Origin of the sequence: Rheinheimera sediminis, from assembly GCF_004005375.1 — a bacterium.
In the GTDB taxonomy this organism is placed as follows: Bacteria; Pseudomonadota; Gammaproteobacteria; order Enterobacterales; family Alteromonadaceae; genus Pararheinheimera.
The window spans coordinates 1-19,555 of record NZ_RZUF01000022.1 but is presented as its reverse complement, the minus strand read 5'-3'; the positions used below and the strand labels follow the sequence as shown (position 1 = coordinate 19,555).

The 19,555-nt window shown below is 44.8% G+C and carries 12 protein-coding genes and 1 tRNA gene; 8 read left to right on the top strand and 5 right to left on the bottom strand.

The genetic code is table 11. The features are described from left to right. The first annotated feature begins 72 nt into the window (after window positions 1–72). The 5 genes from EMM73_RS15260 to EMM73_RS15240 all read left to right on the top strand — a co-directional run bounded on the left by EMM73_RS15260 (window position 73) and on the right by EMM73_RS15240 (window position 7,254). On the top strand, window positions 73–2,301 hold the full coding sequence (locus EMM73_RS15260; RefSeq protein WP_127687666.1) for a glycosyl transferase family protein: 2,229 nt from the start codon (window positions 73–75) through the stop codon (window positions 2,299–2,301). Beyond that, the gene (locus EMM73_RS15255; RefSeq protein ID WP_127687665.1) at window positions 2,292–5,327 is read left to right on the top strand and encodes an NfrA family protein; all 3,036 of its coding nucleotides are present in this window, start codon (window positions 2,292–2,294) and stop codon (window positions 5,325–5,327) included. The genes EMM73_RS15260 and EMM73_RS15255 overlap by 10 nt, the downstream gene beginning before the upstream one ends. Continuing rightward, complete coding sequence (locus tag EMM73_RS15250; protein WP_186435251.1) at window positions 5,252–6,178, top strand: DUF4434 domain-containing protein; 927 nt, start codon at window positions 5,252–5,254, stop codon at window positions 6,176–6,178. The genes EMM73_RS15255 and EMM73_RS15250 overlap by 76 nt, the downstream gene beginning before the upstream one ends. A gap of 116 nt (window positions 6,179–6,294) precedes the next feature. Continuing rightward, window positions 6,295–6,371, top strand: a tRNA-Val gene (locus EMM73_RS15245). 535 nt (window positions 6,372–6,906) lie between these two features. Beyond that, on the top strand, window positions 6,907–7,254 hold the full coding sequence (locus tag EMM73_RS15240) for a hypothetical protein (protein WP_127687663.1): 348 nt from the start codon (window positions 6,907–6,909) through the stop codon (window positions 7,252–7,254). A gap of 130 nt (window positions 7,255–7,384) precedes the next feature. Here the strand turns inward: EMM73_RS15240 and EMM73_RS15235 are convergent, their stop codons facing one another. From EMM73_RS15235 to EMM73_RS15215, 5 genes are all read right to left on the bottom strand, one after another. Next, window positions 7,385–8,134, bottom strand: coding sequence for an LEM-3-like GIY-YIG domain-containing protein (locus EMM73_RS15235; protein WP_127687662.1), 750 nt, complete (start codon window positions 8,132–8,134; stop codon window positions 7,385–7,387). 235 nt (window positions 8,135–8,369) lie between these two features. Next, complete coding sequence (locus tag EMM73_RS15230) at window positions 8,370–8,702, bottom strand: hypothetical protein (protein WP_127687661.1); 333 nt, start codon at window positions 8,700–8,702, stop codon at window positions 8,370–8,372. 7 nt (window positions 8,703–8,709) lie between these two features. Further along, complete coding sequence (locus EMM73_RS15225) at window positions 8,710–9,543, bottom strand: hypothetical protein (RefSeq protein ID WP_127687660.1); 834 nt, start codon at window positions 9,541–9,543, stop codon at window positions 8,710–8,712. Between the two features lie 155 nt (window positions 9,544–9,698). Continuing rightward, complete coding sequence (locus EMM73_RS15220; RefSeq protein WP_127687659.1) at window positions 9,699–9,965, bottom strand: hypothetical protein; 267 nt, start codon at window positions 9,963–9,965, stop codon at window positions 9,699–9,701. An 86-nt stretch (window positions 9,966–10,051) separates the two neighbouring features. After that, window positions 10,052–11,062 (bottom strand): helix-turn-helix transcriptional regulator, encoded by a 1,011-nt coding sequence (locus EMM73_RS15215; protein WP_186435250.1) that lies wholly within the window; start codon window positions 11,060–11,062, stop codon window positions 10,052–10,054. A gap of 877 nt (window positions 11,063–11,939) precedes the next feature. Here EMM73_RS15215 and EMM73_RS15210 point away from each other — a divergent pair. From EMM73_RS15210 to EMM73_RS15200, 3 genes are all read left to right on the top strand, one after another. Beyond that, window positions 11,940–13,379, top strand: coding sequence for a PKD domain-containing protein (locus EMM73_RS15210; protein ID WP_127687657.1), 1,440 nt, complete (start codon window positions 11,940–11,942; stop codon window positions 13,377–13,379). A 961-nt stretch (window positions 13,380–14,340) separates the two neighbouring features. After that, entirely contained in the window at window positions 14,341–18,861 is a 4,521-nt protein-coding gene (locus tag EMM73_RS15205; RefSeq protein ID WP_127687656.1) for an RHS repeat domain-containing protein, read from the top strand. A 41-nt stretch (window positions 18,862–18,902) separates the two neighbouring features. Next, window positions 18,903–19,415, top strand: a complete 513-nt coding sequence (locus EMM73_RS15200; RefSeq protein WP_127687655.1) for a hypothetical protein — start codon at window positions 18,903–18,905, stop codon at window positions 19,413–19,415. Window positions 19,416–19,555 lie beyond the last annotated feature (140 nt).

Here is a 19,555-nt window from a genome sequence, read left to right as displayed (position 1 = left end):
TAATAACGATAAATTGTTCTAGGCTTTAGCCAGTTTTTACCTGCTTATCTGTTGAGCTATTCTGGTGCAGAAATGTCGTTAGTAGATTTGCTTACAAATTACTTGTATCTGTTGCGCTATCTGGTTGTGCTGCTGATGGTGCTGTTACTGGTGTTTGCTCTGGACGACGTATTTATTGATTTGTACTACTGGGTAAGGCATTGGAGCCGGCATTTACGTTTTTACCGCAACAAACAAAAGTTTGATGAGCAGCAATTGTTTCACTTAAAAGAATTGCCGATTGCCATTATGGTGCCTGCATGGCAGGAGGTTGGCGTGGTCGGTAAAATGGCAGAGTTTGCCGCTGCTGAACTGGACTATGAAAATTATCAGATTTTTGTCGGCACTTACCCAAATGACCCCGCTACACAGGCTGATGTAGACGCCGCCTGTGCCCGTTTTCCTCATGTGCATAAAGTAGTTTGCGCCAGGCCAGGGCCAACCAGCAAGGCCGACTGCCTGAATAATGTGATTACCTCTATTTTGGATTTTGAACGAAAAACCCAGGTCAAGTTTGCCGGTTTTGTGCTTCATGATGCCGAAGACGTGGTATCCGCCATGGAACTGCGCTTGTTTAACTATCTGTTGCCTAAAAAGGATCTCATTCAATTACCGGTCTACCCTTTTGTGAAAGGTCCTTTTGACTTTACCTCTGGTCATTATATGGATGAGTTTTCCGAAAGCCATGGTAAAGATGTGATTGTACGTGAGGCGTTGGTCGGGCAGGTGCCCAGTGCCGGCGTTGGTACCTGTTTTAGTCGCAGAGCTATTTTGAAACTTTCAGAGCATGGCGACGGCTTGCCTTTTGACGTGCAATCGCTAACCGAAGACTATGACATTGGTTTTCGGCTGAAACATTGGGGCATGACAGAAATTTTTGTGCGTTTTCCTGTGACTGATTCGAAGCTTGCGCGACACGCTGAAACCAGTCGCAGCCGCAGTCCAAGCCAAGGTAATGTTGTTTGTGTCAGGGAGTATTTTCCGGAAACTTTTCATACCGCAGTGCGGCAGAAAAGCCGCTGGATTATTGGCATTGTATTTCAGGGCTTTAAAACTCACAGATGGACTAATAATTGGCGGTTAAATTACTTTCTCTGGCGTGATCGAAAAGGTGTGATCACCTACTTTGTCAGTTTTATCTCGACGTTAATTTTCGCTCAGCTCTGTCTGTTCTGGTTTTATGATCAGTTAGTGCCTGATGGTTACAGGTTTTTATCCATTTTTGTTGACGACCCGCTGGTGCAGACCTTGCTGGGTGTTAATTTTATTTTCTTCGCCAACCGCTTACTGCAACGCATGATTTTTGTCCGGCGGTATTATGGTATAGCCCAGGCCCTATTGTCGGTACCTAGACAGCTGTGGGGCAACGTCATTAACTTTTTTGCCAATGTACGGGCCTGGCGGCAGGTCTTGCAGCATGGCGACCCTCGCCGCGTAGCCTGGGATAAAACTCAACATGAATACCCTAGTGTCAGTGAAAGCAGAGCAAACCGATCATTAGGCTCTATTCTTACCGGATCAGGCTTACTGACGGAGCGACAAATAGAAACAGCCCTGGAGCAGAGGCAAAAAGCCGAACGATTGGGCCAAACTTTATTGCGTTTAGAACTGGTCTCGCCAGAAGAACTGGGACGAGCAGTGGCCTTGCAGCTGGATTTACCTTATGCCGGGGTCAATCCTTTTACGCTGCCCGAAGCAGTGATAGCGCTGTTACCCGCGCGACTGGCACTGAAGTATATGGTGTTGCCACTGAGCTTAGAAAACGGCATGTTACATCTGGTGCGGGAGAGCCAGCTTTCCCCTGTAGCTTTGGGGCAAATTCAACGCCAAACAGGTTTTAAAGTGCAGCTAAGCATTTGTGCTTACGGTGCCGTGAGTTTAGGTATACGTCATTGGTATCGGCATGAGCAGGGGTTAAACCCTGACGATTACCTGCGGGCTTGTCTGCAGACTAAGCAGATTGATGCACGAGAGCTGGAACTGCTGCAACAACGTTATTTTGCCTGTCAGTTGTCTTTCGGTGATTCATTGATCCAGGCTGCTATCTTAGACCCCGCTGTGGTGAACCAGGTCCTGATTAGTTACGATCATCAAAGTGGCCAGCGACTGGGGGATTATCTGCTCAGTGAAGGAATAGTCAGTGCTGATAGTCTTGCGAAAGTGGTGGAGTTGCAGCGTGAGCGCAGGTGCAGTATCCAGCAACTGACAACCAGGCTGTGTCATGATAAAAAACACTACAAGGATGCATTATTGTGGTGTTGAAATATCAACTTTTATTGCTGTTGCTGGTGCACTCCAGCCTGGCGGCGACCACAATGACCGAGTACGAGCAATTTCGCGTTTATCCCTACTTAGAAAAAGCCGATCGTTTACACAAAAAACAAAACCCATCAGGCTCTGTGGCCGAAATAGACAAAGCCTTGGCTCTCGTGCCACAGCAGCCAGATTTACTAAATTTGCGTTTTCGCTATCAAATTGAAGCCGAGGATCTGGCAGGTGCTCAGCAAACTCTTACTCAGTTGACAGCAGCACAGCGTAAGGGGCTTTTTCCGCTGCTACTGACATTGCAACTCAAACAGCAAGAGCAACCCGACTTAGTGCTGGTAGACAGCCATTGGCAAGAGTGGCAGCTTGATGAACAAGTGGCAGTGGCGCAGCTGGTCACGGCCCGAATGATAGCGTTGGGACAGGAAGACGTTGCACAGCGCTGGTTAGCGACAAAGCGTCCTTTAAGCGGTGGACTACTTAGTTTGCATGCATCACTGTCTGAGGCATTACAGCAAACGGCGCAAGTGATTACCGATTTATCTTCTGTGCCAAAGGAGCACTTAAGCGAACAAGATAAAAACAGAATGATGTTGGCATTGCTGCAGACAGGACAACACAATAAGGCCCGGCAATGGGCGCAGGCTGAGCCAGGATCTGAAGCTGCTTTGACGTTTTATCGTCAACAGTTACAGCAACAAATCGCCCGGCAGGACTGGGCCGGAGCCGCGACAAGTTTTCATGCCATTGAACAGCACCACTCGCTGACACCTCAAGAGCTAGCGCAAAAGTTGCAATGGCATATACTGCAAAAAAAGTGGCAAGAGGCTTTCCGTACTGCTGATCAGCTGCAGTTAGACTGTTGGACCAGAGTTGATTTGGCCATGCAATCAGGCAATGAGCTTGAGGCAAAGCGTTGGTTTGATCAATGTGATGCCGCAGCAAAGCCTGATAGCTGGCTGGTGTATGCCGAAAAGTGGCTGAGTCCTGATGCAATAGCACAAGTAGCACTGGCAGAACCTCACCAGGCGCAACAGCGTCGTTTGGTGGCGCAAAAAAAATTAGCAGCGGGAGATTACCTGCAGGTGCTGAAACTGTTGTTGAGCGATCCAAAACAAAGCCAACAGTTCGATCTGGTGCTCGCAGCCACTCAGGCCTTGCCGCAAGGCCAAAGCCGATTTAATGCGATGCAGCAGCTGCATCAATATCAGGCCACCCGACAAACGCTGGACGAACTAAGTTTTCACCACATAACGAACAAGCAGCCAGAGAAAGCTTTGGCCTTGTTAGAGCAAGCCCTACCATTTAGTGCGGAGATTGAACAGCAGTTGGTACTGCCACAACGCCTGCTCGATTTGCTGTTGTTGCAAAGTCCGCTCGATCAAAAGTTGCTGGCGAAAACCGACAGCTGGACAGTATTGGCTGAGCAGCGTGCCGAACTCTGGCGTATTGCCGGACGCTGCAACAGAACCCTGGAGCTGCTATCTGAAGGCGAGTTGACGGCGGCCGGATACCGCAGTCTGGCATTATGTCTTGGCAATGATGACACGGAAATGGCGTTATTGCTGTGGCAAAAGGCTTATCAAAAACAGCCTTTGGTGTCAGATATGCTGCATATTGCCTACATACAGCAAAAACTGCATGAACCAGCAGCTGCTTTTGCATCTTTTATCAGTATAGATAGAAAGTTTTTGGCGGATACAGACAAACAAGTGGTGGCATGGTTAGCACTGGATATAGATAAAATAGAACAGGCTGAGGTGTATTTATTAGAATCATCAGCGGACCATACAGCTTGGTATCTGGCAGCGGCAAGTTTAAGACGTAATCAGCAGCGCTACGATGACGCTTTGGTGTATCTGAATAAAATAACGCGAACCAGCGATCCACAGTGGGTTAGTTTATATTCACAAAAAGCCTGGATTTATCAGCAACTGGGCCAGCAGCTGCAGGCCGAGCAAGCGTGGCTGGCGGCACTGGAAAAGGCCCCAGAGCAAGCAGAGCTGCATGCAGGCTACGGTTATTTGTTGCTGGACATGAAGCGCGATGAGCAGGCATTACAGCATTTAAAGCGAGCCGCTGCAGCAGAGGTTTATCAGAAAGACGCCGGCATAGCGGGGCAGGTGGCATACCTTTCTGCGCAGAATAAAGAAAAAGATCAGGCGTTGTTTTGGATTGAGCAGTCTATTGACCGCCAGGCACTGAACGATAAACAAAACCCCTTAACAGCGACAGAACTTTACCGACTGAAACGTTTTCATCAGACCATAGCGAAACAGTGGCAAATCAGCGGCAGTGTTGCCGCCCATCAGGGCGCCAGTCAATCCGCACTGGACAGCAGTTCTGACCGGCCTTTACTCGATCCTGTGCGCAATGACGCTGCGCTCAGGTTGGAGTACTTTATCGACAGTTTAAACCGGGATAGCAGTGTTTATCTGCAACTGGCTGCTAATGGCAGCAGTGATAGCCCGCTGTCAAACTATGGCCAGGAATTAGGCGTAGCGCACAAACCTCTGGCTGGTGTTAACTTATGGCTCAGTGCAGCAGCACAGCAGTATCCTTTAGGTAGCGGTGAGTGGCGTTCTATGCTCAGAATGAGCGCTGATTTCTTTAATCAGGCTCAGTGGATGGCTGAATGGAGGCCAGAGCAGCAAAACTGGCAGGAGCGTAAGTTGTTTATTGACGCAGTGTATTGGCCAGAGCAAGGGCAGCTGTATTTTCAAGGGAAATTCGAACAGGGCAAAGTGGTTAAGTTGAGTCAGCAAGGGCTCTCAGTGCTCAGGTTTTATGGTCTGACTCAGCTGGATTATCGCAAGCAACAAGCACAAGGCGCTGTGGCTGCTTTGGAAGGCTGGCAATGGACAGCTGGACTGGGTGTGCAATCCCGCTTTAGTACGGGTGAAAGCTATTACGATTCTTACCAACATCAATGGGAGCTCAACCTGGAATGGCAGTATCAATTGGCTGGAGACTTAAGCGACGAACCCAACGCCTTATCTTTGCAATTGCAGTATCGGCATTAGGTAGTTTAGCCGGTTCGGTTCGTGCTGATATTGTGTTTTATCAGCCATTGGTGCGCGATCAGCACTTAACTACAGCGCAATGGCAGCAGATACTAACATCGGCTCAGCAGCAGGGCATGACGGCTTTGGCTTTGCAGTGGGGGCAACATGGCGAGGTGGCGTTTTATGCAGAAACAGGTCCAGCGGCGGCTCTGCTAGCGGCAGTTGAACAGATGAAGTTGCCTCTGTGGCTTGGGCTTTATGCCGACCCTTTATATTTTCAGACTATTACAGCAACGGGGACCGACAAGAAAAAATACTTTAAACAGCAACTTAATTTGTCATTAGAAGTGCGACGTAAGTGGCTGGGTTATATAGCCAGGCATCCACTGCAACTGCAGGGCTGGTATTTTCCAATGGAGTTAAATGATACAGACTTTACTGATGCTGCTTACGTGCACTGGCTAAGAGCCGAGCTAAAACGCATAGCTCAGGTGCTGGAAGAGCCTTTAGCCATCAGTCTTTACTACCACGACGTGGTACCTGTGAAAGACTGGTTGGCGGCTGCAGAGCAGATCGCAGAGAGTAAACTGCAGCTTTGGGTGCAGGATGGCTATGGCGTAACACAAGCTCAATCAAACAGGGCGCTGTTATTAACGCAATTGCCCTGCAGCTTTTCAGTCATTGCTGAGCAATTCAAACAAGTATCAGCTCCGGACGAAATTTTTCGAGCCAGACCTCTTACGCCTGAAGAACAACAACAGCAAAGCCGTAGCTGCCACCCCAGAATTTTGTTTGAACTGCGTTACATGCCGGCAGCAGAAGGGCTTTTACCTTTGACAGACCCTATAAAAGCAGAGTTAAATCCTTGAGCCGTTTAAAATAACAGCAAACAAACTATCTTTTCAAAAAAGTGCTTGCAAGCAAAGCGGCGGCTGCATAACATAGCGCCCGTTGTCACAGCAAAGTGATAACAACTTATCAAAACGCGTCCTTAGCTCAGTTGGTTAGAGCATCACCTTGACATGGTGGGGGTCGGTGGTTCGAATCCACTAGGACGCACCAAATTCTCCTCTCTCGAAACCCTTGTAAAATAAGACTTTTTTCAAAAAAATCCAATTTAAATTTATCGAGTAATAGCCCTATTTTTTGCAATTTTTTCCGTCGGTGACCAAACGGTGACCACGACTTTCAAAAAATCTTCTGATAGTTGTCTTTTTTGACTGCTATACTGATTTCCTTAAAAGGGTAAATTGTTTACGCTACCGAAAAAGTTTGAATAAACCTCAAATCTGCATTTTTATTGAAGGATTTATCTGTTTTGGCAGCTGTCGCGGCCGAGCGGGATGTCATTGACATTATCCAAGGACAGCTTTGCTCCTCACTCAGATCAAAGGTATTTCCAATACCGTTTTACCAGGTTGCCTTTCTATTGAGTACATTGGATCCAAACAAGCCGTCAGTATAAGCCTTTGTCTTCTGGCAGGAAGGGGCAAGTCAGATATATGCTTTATCGACACACTAAAAATATCTTTTTTGTTCAGAGCTTTACGTCCGGCTTAAGCTAGCTAAAATGATAAATAGCAAGAGGAGAAAAGCTATGGATCATGAAGTTATCCTGCTTGAGCAGCAGAGCTTAGAAGCACTGCTACATAACTATCGACAATTAGAACAGCTTAACGGAGCTATTACTTTCCTGGCCGAAGCTGATTCACCCGTCCTTACTGCAACAGCCTGGCACTTTACAGAGTCAGAAAATATGCTTTTAAAACAAAAGGGTATCAAAGCAGCTATTTTAGAGTTGCTGGATATCTTAGTTGAACAAAGAAAGAAGCATCGTATCCGCCCAAATCGAGAGGGCAGATTACATGTTAAAAATGGCACCTTGGCAATTGAATGGTTAACTGAGGGCACAGCGCTCATATCCGCCTATGAGCAGACAGGGTAAGGTTAAGGCAATCGTAGCCACTTAAAACCATAGTGTTGCTGCTTCTATGCGGAGTTGCTCTATATACCATTGCATGGGTTTAGAACTTTTCCACCTCAATCAATAGGTACAGAATTCTCATAAGATGTAACTACCGGGGAAAATAGGTGTAACCGCCTTGGACAGCTATCAGCGGACTGCCATCATCTTCGACTAATTTCTTACCTAACAAAGGATGGTCATCCATTAATTGACCGACAAACTCCCAACGATTATTCGGATAACCTTGTCTTTTTCGGCTAGAAAATGTAGCTCCAGCTTCGAACCAACCCTCAATTGAATAGACTCTGATGACAATACTATCGACAACCGCAAGTGCAATTTTATGAGTTAAGTCTTGCCGTTTTTTCGCAGATACGCCTTCCCAAAATTGCCTGGTACAGTCATAAATTTCTTGTTCAGTTGCTGTGGGCGAATAGGTCCGGTGGATAAAAAATGCTATACAGCACTCTTCAATATCGCTTACTTGTATGGGTGCAGAGGCATACAGCTTCTCAACTGTTTCCGCAGTAATACGGCCTCTTTCAATGCCATGCCCACGCACAGCATTTGTCAGATTTTCGATGCCAATTGAATCAATAATTGCCGCTTCGACCTCAAACGCTGTTTCTTCTGATGACAATCCATACCTTAAGATATCAACTCTGGGTTTAGTGCCATCTGCTTGAATTTCATCAATTTTCTGAGATTTTTTTGACTCATTTTTGAATGCTTTAAAATGGTCGAAAGCACGATTGTTACCTGATGCTTTTCCGACGTAGAAGACTTTGTTATCTCTTGGATCTACTAATCCGTAGACGTAGAAACCGAGTTCTTCCTGTGTTTTTCTTGAGAATTTCATAGTTATACCTAGGTTTAACGTCATTTTTAAAGCTATGCGAATCATTACATAGTAACGACCAGCGAGCTTTTTTGGTAACGCGTGAATTATTCCTTTAGCGTTGCTGCGACTATGGTTCGAATTTTGTAGCCTAAAGTTGCTTTAGTCAGAACCATGGTGCTTCGCTTCCTGTGTTTTCTTATTCAATGCTAGCCTTTGTGGTGGGCAGCGTAAAGTACTGCCGCAACAGACTGCTTTAAGATTTTTCGATGTCTTTAAAGAATAATTTTACGTGGCCTATACAGTTTTTGGAGTTTTCAATTATGTGCTCTGGCACTATCAGCTCGTTCCCCAAGCGATAGAGAGGTTGCACCATGCCATACAACGCAAGTTTTTGAAGCCGGATGGGAGTTTGTTGCATGATAAATACTTGTTTAAGTTGTTCTTGAATAGCCTCCCAATAGCCTACCGTGCTCACCACCCATTCGTAGGGATCAGCGGAGGGCATCAGCAGGAATTCGTCATACGCCAGCATTTCTTTGCAGCAAATAATAGCCGTGGCTGTGTGTTGTAGCGGGATTTTGATCATGGGCATATTACTCCTGGTTTTGTTCTGACAAAGAAGTTACAACTGAGTTTAAAGCGTCAATTTGCTCAGCAGAAAACAGCTGCTTTACACTATTGTTGGTGCGCCATAGGTGGGCCAGATTGGCTAGATTCTCCCGGCCAGACTTCAGCACCAGGTAAAACACTTGTTCGTAACGCAGATATGGCAAAGCTTGTTCGAGCATAGATAGGCCATCGGGTGCCAGAAAAACACAACGGGTGATGGTGCGTTGCAGCCAGAGTACTTCAGCGTAAAAAGTCGGCATCACCTCGCACTGGCAAAAGGCCAAAGTTTTGAGTACCGGATGTGCTTGTGCTTTGCTGATAACCAACTGAGTGGCTAGATAAAAAAAGGGCCATAACTCATAAAACTGTTGGCCTTTGCTCTTGCTGTGTTTGGATCTATTGTCTGAGAAGCAGCAGTCGCTCGCGCTAATAGTAACTTGTTGAAAGAAGCCTGCTTGCAGCAGGTGCAACAGATCTATGGCTTCGTCCAGGGCCTGAACCGACACAATGAGCTGCTCTGCGAAAGCCCAGTCTTTTAGTTGTTGCTGTAAAGCCTGGTAGGGAAAGTGCAGCCCATCCATGAAGGCTTGAATGCGCTGCTTGTCGTCTTCACTAAACGCTGAGTGGATAAGCTGTAGCTCTTCGTTGGTCAGCTGCCGTTGCAACCGCTCAGTTAAAATACGTAGTATCAGCGATAGCGATGAATAGCCGTGATCCTCTGTACGCACCCTTTGCAAAATAGCCAGCAGTGATGGGTTCTCCTGGATGTCCCATTCGGCAAAATCCATTGTTATGCCGCGATACATTGACTGCAGCATTCCAGCTTCCATACAAAATCCGCACATAGCTTTACTCCCATCAATTGACCTGAAGTCAGCTTATCAGTCGGTGCGACGTATTGTGTCGTATGGCTGGCGTTAGTGAGCCTGTACGGGCGATATTTGGTTTGGTAATGGGTAAGAGGCGTTGTTTGTTAAAAGGGGACTTCGCTGTTGTCCAGCCCTTCTAATTCAGCGGCTTTGGGATAAATTCGATAAGCGACTATATCTCTTCCTGAGCCGTCATGGATCCAGTTGCCTCCTATACAGTCAGGCGAACGGAAATAAATGAGCCTGCCAGAGCGGAGTTTTACATCAATATCTATGCCTGGTGTCAGCATCTTCTGTTCACCCTTCCAGCTAACCCAGCCATTGTTAGGTTGGTCTTGGAAAATGTACTCTCTGCGATAAAGGTTGTCCATCACGGCCCTCTTAGACAAGCGAATATTTAATTAAATTAGATTAAAAAAATAGAAGGAACCAGAGTTTTTAACCATGGTAGCAAGATTCATCTGCCATACAAATCCGCCCCGGCCCTGAGTTTTTGCCTCAGCCGATCTCTAAGCTCTTCCGGGCTTGTTACTTCAACCGAGGTGCAATGCGACAGCAACCACCATTCTAATTGCCAGCCGCCCGGCACTGTAGCTTTTAGCGTGAAGTTTCCTTCTGGGCCTGCTTGTATGACCATATCCTCAGACAAAGGGGATTCAGTTAACAAGGCGGCCATGTAAGCGTTTATTTTTGCTTCTAATTTAATACTATTGCCGTTGGAAAATTGTAAAGCTCCGGTGGCAAGGTAGTCACTCAGTGAAAAGCCGTCTGGTTTTAGCGATTCTGTCTCCAGTAAGACTGCGGTTTTAAATCGATGTAATGCAAAAAGGCGAACGTCAGTAAAAGGGCTGATTGTTGCGACCAGATAGGTAATATGCCCTCGTTGCACCAAACCCAGCGGGTTGAGCAGATGGTTCTTTTCTGTGTTGTCGTGAAGGGCGAAATAGCTGGCTTGTAGCTGTTTATCATTAACCAAAGCCTGCTGAATACTATCGACCACTTCGGGAATTGATTGTGGTTGTAGCATAGGCAAAGTAGGGGAGACCACAGCAATTTTATCTATCAGACTGGCGCTGGGGTTTGATGCCGACAAGGCTGCAATTTTAGATCTGGCCTGCTGAAACTTCGGCTCGAGGCTACGAAGTAACTGTTTCGGCAATACAGTTTTTATGGTGCCTTCAACCATATGCAGACTAATTGCCTCAGCAATACTCACTCCGGGAATATCAATAGAAGCATTGTCCATCCAGCGCCACAGATAAGGGGTAGCTGATTCGTCGCTTATTAACGGAAAAATGCAGGACAGTTCCTGTAAATCTCTTTCTACCGTTCTTTTTGATACCTCAAAACCTGCATCTTTGAGCAAATGACATAGCTGCAAAGCAGAGCAACCGGGATCACGAGTAGGCATCAGCTTTAGCATTTCCCAGTGTCTGCTGAGGGTATTTCTAAATTTTGTGGCTGACATAAGATTTCCTTGTTTGCTTTGCTTAAAGAACGGCCCTGTTTCGTGCTTACTTTGTACCAAAAAATACAGCCTGCTCGATATCGTTCTGAGGTTGGGACAACCTGTATTTATAGTCCGACCATAGTTGCTGATAGAAGACCTTATCATCCAAAAAATAGTGTCGTGCTTCGTTCAAACTCTTGTTCGGCAAGCTTGGTGTGAAACTTAAGGTATTTATATTCTAAGATGGTGTGTTCACAACAGGTCGCTGGTCTCTTGATTTGTCGTTAATGTTTAACAAGGTTATCGTTTTCATTCTGGTGATTAAGTCGCATCAACTGCGGACCAGGTAGCCCCGAATAAAAAGCATCTTCACTTCGCCAACTCTCTTCTAATAGGGAGTTCTGTTGTTCGTTGGACTGAATTCACTCAGCGGATAAACTGGGAATATTCGATAGTCTGTTTTCGAGGCGGTGAATGCAATAGGCAACCAACAGGTAAAAGCGCGCACAGCCGGAACACTGTAACGCCAGATATATTTTAGCGTGATGAACTAGTCAAAGAATGGGTATTTAACTGTGCCAAGAGGAAATGCAAAAAGCTGCTGCAAGGAGCCTTTCCTAACTGATAATTGGACTTTATACTCGGAAATGCACCAGGTTAAACAATGAGCCAATGGAGGAAGTCATACCGTAAACCATGCTATTGCTATTTGCTCAAATTGCCACAGGGAACTTTTATTTTGGCATATACAGAAACGAAAAGGTGTTAAGTTTTTACACTTTTGTTGAACGGCTTATCAGAGAATAAGCTCTTCGCTCACCAGATCCTCTTAGTTATGACCTGAATTCAGGTCTTTAATAATCAGTTCTATAGCCCGTAGTAAGAAGGAAAGCGTATGCGTAGATTCATCCCTGTTTTTTGTGCCAGCGTGCTGTTGTCTGCCTGTGGTGGCGGAGGTGAAGCCACTGAAGTCGCTTCAGCCATCAGCGCCGTTATTTCTGGCACCACGACCAATCTGATCGCTGGTGATACGCTTAGCCTGAGTGCCAGTAAGAGCGTGACATCGAGCGCAGCCGCGTCCTATCGTTGGACTTTATCTGAAAAGCCCGCTGGCAGTGCCGTGCTTTTAGAGAGCGCTAATACAGCAGACTTGCAGTTTATCGCCGATAGAGCGGGCGATTACAAAGTGAATTTAACGGTGTCAGACGCGGGTCAAACAAAAACTACCAGTCTGGTTATTCAGGTGGCAGTCAATCAACAGCCGGAGCTTAGTTTACTGAGCCCTGAGCTACAAAATGTTCTTATTGATCAAAGTATGAGATTTGATGCGGCAGCCAGCCGCGACCCTGAGGGCAGGGCGCTGCAGTTTCAGTGGCAGGTGTTGTCTGAACCTACAGGCAGTCAGTTGGTATTAGCTGATCAAAGTGTGCTGAATGTCACACCCGCTGTATCCGGGCAGTACAACTTCAGGTTAGTTGTCAGTGATGGCATGAATAGGGTCAGCAAAGATATCGGATTTACGGCCTACAAGTCGGCCTTAAGCTTCAAAGCCGATGCGACCAGTGCAAAGACGGCTGAGCAGCAAGTCACCGCATTTTTTGGTGAAGGAAGCCTGGACATGCCACTCAGCCATCCGGCTGCTGAGCATTTACAGATAGAAACAGATGATGTAGTGGGGCCACATTTTGTCTTTAAGCTGCATTTGTTAGACGATGGCGACCGGGAGCTTGGGTTTAACGACACAGACCGGCAAAGAGCAGAAATTAAAAGTTATAGTCAGAGTGCGGACGCTTTAGTCTGCCGCGAGGGCGATAGAATGGAAGTCGACTTCAGCCTCAAATCCGACGACATTAATCTGTCGACCAGTTTTACCCATTTGTTTCAACTGAAAGGCAAAGCTGATACGCCACTCTTTACTTTGTCCGCCCAGAAAACAGATGGCGAGACGGCGTTGCGGTTAAATCATGTGCAAGGCACAAGCCGGCTATCGCCGCTCGCCGCTGTACCCTGGGACAAAGTAAAAGACAGCTGGTTGGCTATCTCTTTGGGTTTTTCCTGTGGTTCGCAAGGTTATCTGAATATAGTGATTAAAGATCAGCACCCGGGCGGAGTAACTTATTTAGACCAGAAGTTCCCCGAGCTGAAGATGTGGCAGGATCAAAGTAATGATGTATACGGTATAAAAACCGGCCTCTACCGAAAAATAAAAGAAAATTGCTTACCAGCTCAAGCTGACGCCACGGCATCCTGCGCCGATCTCAGCCTTATTAAAAAGGGGTTGGAGCGGCCTGAGGATAAGGTACGGCTGGGTCAAATCAACATTCGGAAATTGTAGTAGTGCATCGAAGATCGGGCAATTCGATGCACGGTCTTCGATACTGAAATTTTACTAAGGTGAATAAGTTAAGTCTCCATTCCTAAAAGGTATTGTAGCGGTTAGTACATTTATATTTTCTTTTAGGGCTGCAGCACGTGATATTGTCTGTTTAGACTACTACTTACCTGTCTATTGCAACATTGGCTTGTCTATGTTTCTTGTTTGGAAGTATCTATAGCTAAATAGCCAGCTCTGCATCTGGTTCTAGGTTATGTCTGCTATGCGACCTATGGTTTAAGAGGGCAATTATTTAAATTGTATTAAGCTCACCGTGCTCTGTGACATTAAAGGATGTTATTCGTATACATATTTACACTAAGATTGATACCTTGTATCAGTAATAGGCTGCTCGGACGGATATGCTAGTAGTGCTCATGTCACAATTCAATTTAGTATCTTGCCCCGTTTGGTGTTCCGAACCTGTGTTGATTCAGACATTCGTTTCTGGATTTGCCATGCATACTTTCAACAAAGGTATTTTTACATGTGTTTACCTGGCTGTATAAACCCCAGAGTAATGCCTGTTTCATTTATATAAATGATACACAGCTTCGCGAGTAAATTCAGTTTTATTGTCGCAGATAATCTTGTTTGGCATGCCCCGTTGTGTAGATAGTAGGCTCAGGAGTCTAGCCACCTGTCTACCGCTAATAGATACAGAAACGAATTGACCTAGCCAAAACTGTTTTGAGCAAATCGAACAGACTCTAGAGCAAATAATCTGCATTACTAATTTTGATATGCCTCGATAGCGAGGTAACACAAGCTATCTTCACTCCAAAAGTTCAGTGTTCGTGGACAGCATCGCCCACTGACGTGAAGAAGCGAATTGTTTTGTAAAGAACAATTGATTTGTACCTTTAGTTGTGTAATTGTGTAAATTAAATATAAATTATGTATAATATAAAAAAGGTATGTAATGAATAAATTAGCATATGTAATTTTATTCACTTGGTTGGCCAGTCTGTCATTAAGTGTTCAATCACAGACTTTTGACAGTGTTCCGGAAGCTGAAAGTACACACGTCCCTGAATCCAATAAAAGCTCTACTCTTCTTGCACCTTTGGCATTACCGCCCGGAGATGGCGGTGTTGGAGGGGGAACCCAGTCTCCAAGTCTCTTTACGCCAACTGAGCTTTATCAGCTCTCTTTGGACGGTTTTGCGGTCCTAGATAAAGGACTATTTGGCGATCAGCATGAACTCTACACTGGGGAACTCTGGTTTAAACAAACCGATCTGGAAATCAAAACAAATCTTGGTATACCGATATCAGTAACGCGTTCTGCCGGAACGAATAAAGATGGCAAGTATAATGTATTTGGTAATTGGAATTTGGATATCCCATCACTTTATGGGCCTATAATGGGTAATTTCATGACGGGTGCCAATGTTTGCTCCACGGCCTGGACAACAAGCAGATATATTCCGGGCTCGAGCAACGCAGAAATGATGGATAATGGTCCACACCTCGGGGGGGTGAATGCATCAAGAGTTCTCTTACTTCATGATGGCAGTATCAGCGCCCCAGCCAATACTCTTTACGTCAGTGAGGATAATTGGGCGGTTACTTGCGCCAACAACATCTATAAAGCAATTTCTCCTCAAGGCATTACTTACACATTCGGTCAGTTAGTTCAGTTCAACATGAACAGCAACCGCAACAAACCTAGCACAGTGCTCACTTCAGATGGCCACAGAGGGAGTGTGATGTTAATGGTAACAAACATCACAGATCGCTTTGGCAAAACTATCAATTTTACTTATCAGGATGGTTTGATTAGTAAGATAAGTAGCAGTGACGGCTCAGAAGTAAACTTCGCTTACAACGCTAATTATGATATCTCCAGTATTACAGCCAATGGCAGAGTTTGGAATTACACTTATTCCGGCGTCGCCCTTACAGGTGTGACTTTGCCAGATGGTAAAAGTTGGTCTTTTAACTTGGCAGAAATGCTAGCGACCCCCTCAAGTTATCAACCCACAGTGAGTGGAACTATTACTCACCCTTACGGGGCTGTTGGCAGTTTTACTGCACAGAGAACGAAGCATGGGCGCTCTTTGGTTCCAGCGTATAAAAATGTCAGCGGTAAATATATTCTGAATAAAGATGAATACCACAATTCATTAACATCCAAAAATATTTCAGGTCCAGGCTTGCCCTCTATGGCGTGGTCATACGTTTATTCTGCGAACGACGGTGCATATGCTGGTACAACAACTTCTGATATAAAAACAGTGCACATTTATGATCCAGAGGGAAATTCAGAAAAATACCATTTTTATCGTTCTTTTGACTGGCGTGAAGGTAAAATTTTTAAAAAAGAGGTTTTTCAGGCAGCAACGCTGAAGGGTACGGAAGTCAGTACATGGAGCAAAGGCAATAAAATAGGTCGAGTTTCAGGAGATAATATTTTAAGTGCAGGGAAAGATGATTACAGGACTAACCTTTCACAGCGCCTAATTAGCCGGGGCACTGATAGCTTTACTACAGATTTCTCCTCCTATGATGTGTGGGGCAACCCTGGAGCTTATACAGAATATTCAAATTTGAATTCAACCAGAAAGTACTACTCTCAGACCTATTTTAATGATTTGGCTAAGTGGTTGATTGGTTTTCCATTAGAGACAAAGCTATCCTCGGATAATATAAATTATCAATCACTAAATAGAACAGCTTATTATGCTACGAGCCACGCCTTTGCTTCGCTCCCACAATTTGAGTACAAATCTGGACGACTATTTCGCACTTATACATCGTACTTTGGCAGCGGCACCTCCAGCGGCATGCCTAACAGGATCACATTCAATGATGGCCGAGGATATGTTGAGATTGGTGCTTATAAAAACACAGTTCCGACGTTAATAACTAGGCCAACATCAGATGGCTTATCGACAGAGCAAGCTAGTTTGAGCGTCGATGCAAATGGGTGGGTGACCTCCTACACTGATTACAATGGGAACTACACAACTTTTGATTATAACCCTTTAGGTTGGAGGACGCTCGTTGACCCTGGTGATTCGAAATGGAATAGTACCTCTTTAAGCTATGCACCAGTTTCTGGATATCTGACAAGGACTACTTCCAAAGGTAATTATCGCAAACTAGAAAAGTTTGATGCTTTTTTAAGAACTATTCAGTCAGAAGAATATGACATCACAAACAGTGCAGGAAAAATTGTTCGTTATTTTGAATACGACAGCAATGGCAATTTGACCTTTGAAGGTTTCCCCCTGCTTGGGTCTTATTCTTACGGATTAATGAAATCTTACGATGCTTTAGGTCGAGTAACTTCAGTTCTAGATAATTCAAATAATGCAGAGACTAGATACTCCTATCTAAACGGTCATACAGTATCAATAACCGATCCTAAAGGTTATTCCACCAGCATCGCTTACCTAAGTTTCGGTTCGCCGGATTATCAGAGCGTTGCAAGTATTACTGCTCCAGAAAATGTACAGACCATTTTATCTTATGATATTCGGGGTAATCTGATATCTGTGACACAAGGAGGCATTACAGAACGCAGGGTTTACAATACATATCAGGACCTATGTAAAATCATTCGCCCTGATGTTGGGAATACAGGGTTCTTCTACAATTCATTCGGGCAGATCCAATGGAAAGCTTCGGGTTCATCCATAGACAGTGTAACTACGGCATGCGATACCCTCGCTGATGCGTCACAAAAAGAGACCTATAGTTTTGACCGTCGTGGCAATCTAAAAACAGTTGTTTTTTCTGACAGTAATTTGAACAGAAGTTTTGGATACGATGCCAATGATAATCTTATTTCAGCTAGCAGCGGTGCAGTGTCTAAGACGACCAGTTATGATTCTCTGAATCAAGTCATAAATCAGAAATTAACCGTCGACGGCAGAGAATTCAATTTAGTTTATGGTTATGACGCAAATGCTAATCTTAGTTCTCTGACTTACCCTGATGGAGAAGTTGTTAATTATCAGCCAAACGCTTTGGGACAACCCACACAGGTCGGTGCTTATGTAACTAACACGTCTTATCACCAAACAGGAGCAGTAAAAGGTTTCAGCTATGGTAACTCTTTTGTCCGCAGCACAATTGTTCAAAACAATGGTCTTTTATCTCGTGTGACTGACAACAGAAGCACGGTATCTGCTTTAGATCAAGGTCTCGTATATGACTTAAACTCCAATGTAAGCCAATTAACAGACTATGTGAGCTCAATTAATTCGCTTGTATTAACTTACGACGGTTTAGACAGACTAAAAACCTTTACTTCATCATCAATTGGAGCTGGCAGTGTATCCTACGACACATTAAGCAACATAACATCGCTGAAACATGGTAGTGAGATTTTAAATTATAACTACAGTTCAAATAGACTGAGCTCGGTGACGGGTTCAAAAAACTATAGTTATTCCTATGATAGCCAAGGGAATGTCGCGAATAATGGTTTATATTCGTTGACGTTCAATGCCGCAGGGCAATTGGAGTACGCCAAGGGGAACAGCTATCAGTATGATGCGAGTAATATAAGGGTAAAAAGTATAGAAGCTCAGGGTGTCAGTTACTTTGTCCATGGCGTTGATGGCAAGCTGGTATACCGAGATAAACAGGGAGTAGTAGAAAAATATTACTATCTGAATGGCTCACAAGTGGCAAAAACATCCAATTCTACGATTAGTTACGCTCATACTAACTATCTAGGGAGTCCAGAGGCACACTCGAATACATCTGGCGCTGTTACATCCCGAACTTACTATCGTCCGTTCGGCGCAACTATTGGCCTAACAGCGGATGATGTCGGGTATACCGGTCATAAGTATGATGCAGAGCTGGGTCTAACCTATATGCAGGCACGATACTATGATCCAGTCATAGGTCGTTTCTACAGCAATGATCCGGTTGATATGCTGGGGCACATGCAAAAAGGCAACCCAACGATGGGGTTCAACCGGTATGCCTATGCGAATAACAATCCATATAAATATACTGATCCAGATGGAGAGTTTCTCCAGTTTGTTGTTGGTGCAGTCATTGGCGCTGCAACGACATTCAATTCAATTAAAGACTCTGATATGAGTTTCGGTCAAAAAGCTGGAGCGATGGCTGTTGGGACTTTAGTCGGTGGTGCATCAGGAGGAATAGGTACACTTATTAACATGGCCAAAGGCGCAGGTGTTGCAGCATCGCTAACTACTGGAGCATTAGCTGGTGGCGGAAGTGAAGCCACAACCCAGTTAATTAGTGGGCAAGAAATAGATGGGGTCGAAATTGCTGGGAAAGCTTTGGAGGGTGCTGTTGCTGCTGTCAGTGGTAATGTCGTTGCAGGTATCACAGTACAAGGCAATGCAAAATCTCAAGTAGCTAAAGAGATTAAAGAACAAGCCTCTGCTGTTGTAGAAACTGCTACGGCTGGTTTAGTCCAAATGGGTGTGGACGAAATTCAGAAAGATTAGTTGATATACTGGTTTTTACATCGAGCACTAAAGGGGTGTAAATGAATATTAAGAGATATGTTAATGCATGGCTTATTTTGAGTATTGCTGCCGTACTTACGGGCTTTTACGTCCATTATGTGTTTGTTGTGGATGATGGTGAAGTTCCAAGTAAGGCGGATCTAGCAACCGTAAGAGGTCAACTTAATGACTTTGAAATTAAAAATAATGGCATCAGATTAGAAATAGATGGTTTTGATCCTGTTTTTATTTTGAAGACTAGAACTAACAGTTCTAAAGTTGTAAGTGTTCTTGAAAATTCAAAAAGTAACTCAATTTATACGATATTGATCGATGAGAGTGAGAAAGAGTGCAAACAGAAGTTAGACTACGCCTGTTCTATCTGGGGGTTGGAAATTGATGGTGTAAGCGTCTTGGAATATGATTTGGCGGTTAAACAGGCTCAGGGAAATATTAATCGCATAGATATTTTATCGAGAATTTTAATTGCTATCGGTATCATCGGGACTGTAGTGTTAGCGTTATTAAGGGTTAGATTAAGAAAAATTAAATAAAAATTACATTCCGTTTTTGAATCCAAAGCCCCGCCCTCACCAGTAGCTTGGTGTCAGTGGGGCCTTTTTCTGACCTGTCGTCGGGATTTGTTGTTACCAAAGCTGGGTGTCCCGCTCTGGCAGGATAGTTGTCACTACTT

What these genes read in the sequence shown, in the direction of transcription:
- EMM73_RS15240 (WP_127687663.1), top strand. Translation starts at nt 6,907, where the DNA reads ATGGATCATGAAGTTATCCTGCTTGAGCAGCAGAGCTTAGAAGCACTG.
- EMM73_RS15210 (WP_127687657.1), top strand. Translation starts at nt 11,940, where the DNA reads ATGCGTAGATTCATCCCTGTTTTTTGTGCCAGCGTGCTGTTGTCTGCC.
- EMM73_RS15250 (WP_186435251.1), top strand. Translation starts at nt 5,252, where the DNA reads ATGGCAGTATCAATTGGCTGGAGACTTAAGCGACGAACCCAACGCCTT.
- EMM73_RS15200 (WP_127687655.1), top strand. Translation starts at nt 18,903, where the DNA reads ATGAATATTAAGAGATATGTTAATGCATGGCTTATTTTGAGTATTGCT.
- EMM73_RS15230 (WP_127687661.1), bottom strand. Translation starts at nt 8,702, where the DNA reads ATGATCAAAATCCCGCTACAACACACAGCCACGGCTATTATTTGCTGC.
- EMM73_RS15225 (WP_127687660.1), bottom strand. Translation starts at nt 9,543, where the DNA reads ATGCTGCAGTCAATGTATCGCGGCATAACAATGGATTTTGCCGAATGG.
- EMM73_RS15260 (WP_127687666.1), top strand. Translation starts at nt 73, where the DNA reads ATGTCGTTAGTAGATTTGCTTACAAATTACTTGTATCTGTTGCGCTAT.
- EMM73_RS15215 (WP_186435250.1), bottom strand. Translation starts at nt 11,062, where the DNA reads ATGTCAGCCACAAAATTTAGAAATACCCTCAGCAGACACTGGGAAATG.
- EMM73_RS15205 (WP_127687656.1), top strand. Translation starts at nt 14,341, where the DNA reads ATGAATAAATTAGCATATGTAATTTTATTCACTTGGTTGGCCAGTCTG.
- EMM73_RS15220 (WP_127687659.1), bottom strand. Translation starts at nt 9,965, where the DNA reads ATGGACAACCTTTATCGCAGAGAGTACATTTTCCAAGACCAACCTAAC.
- EMM73_RS15235 (WP_127687662.1), bottom strand. Translation starts at nt 8,134, where the DNA reads ATGAAATTCTCAAGAAAAACACAGGAAGAACTCGGTTTCTACGTCTAC.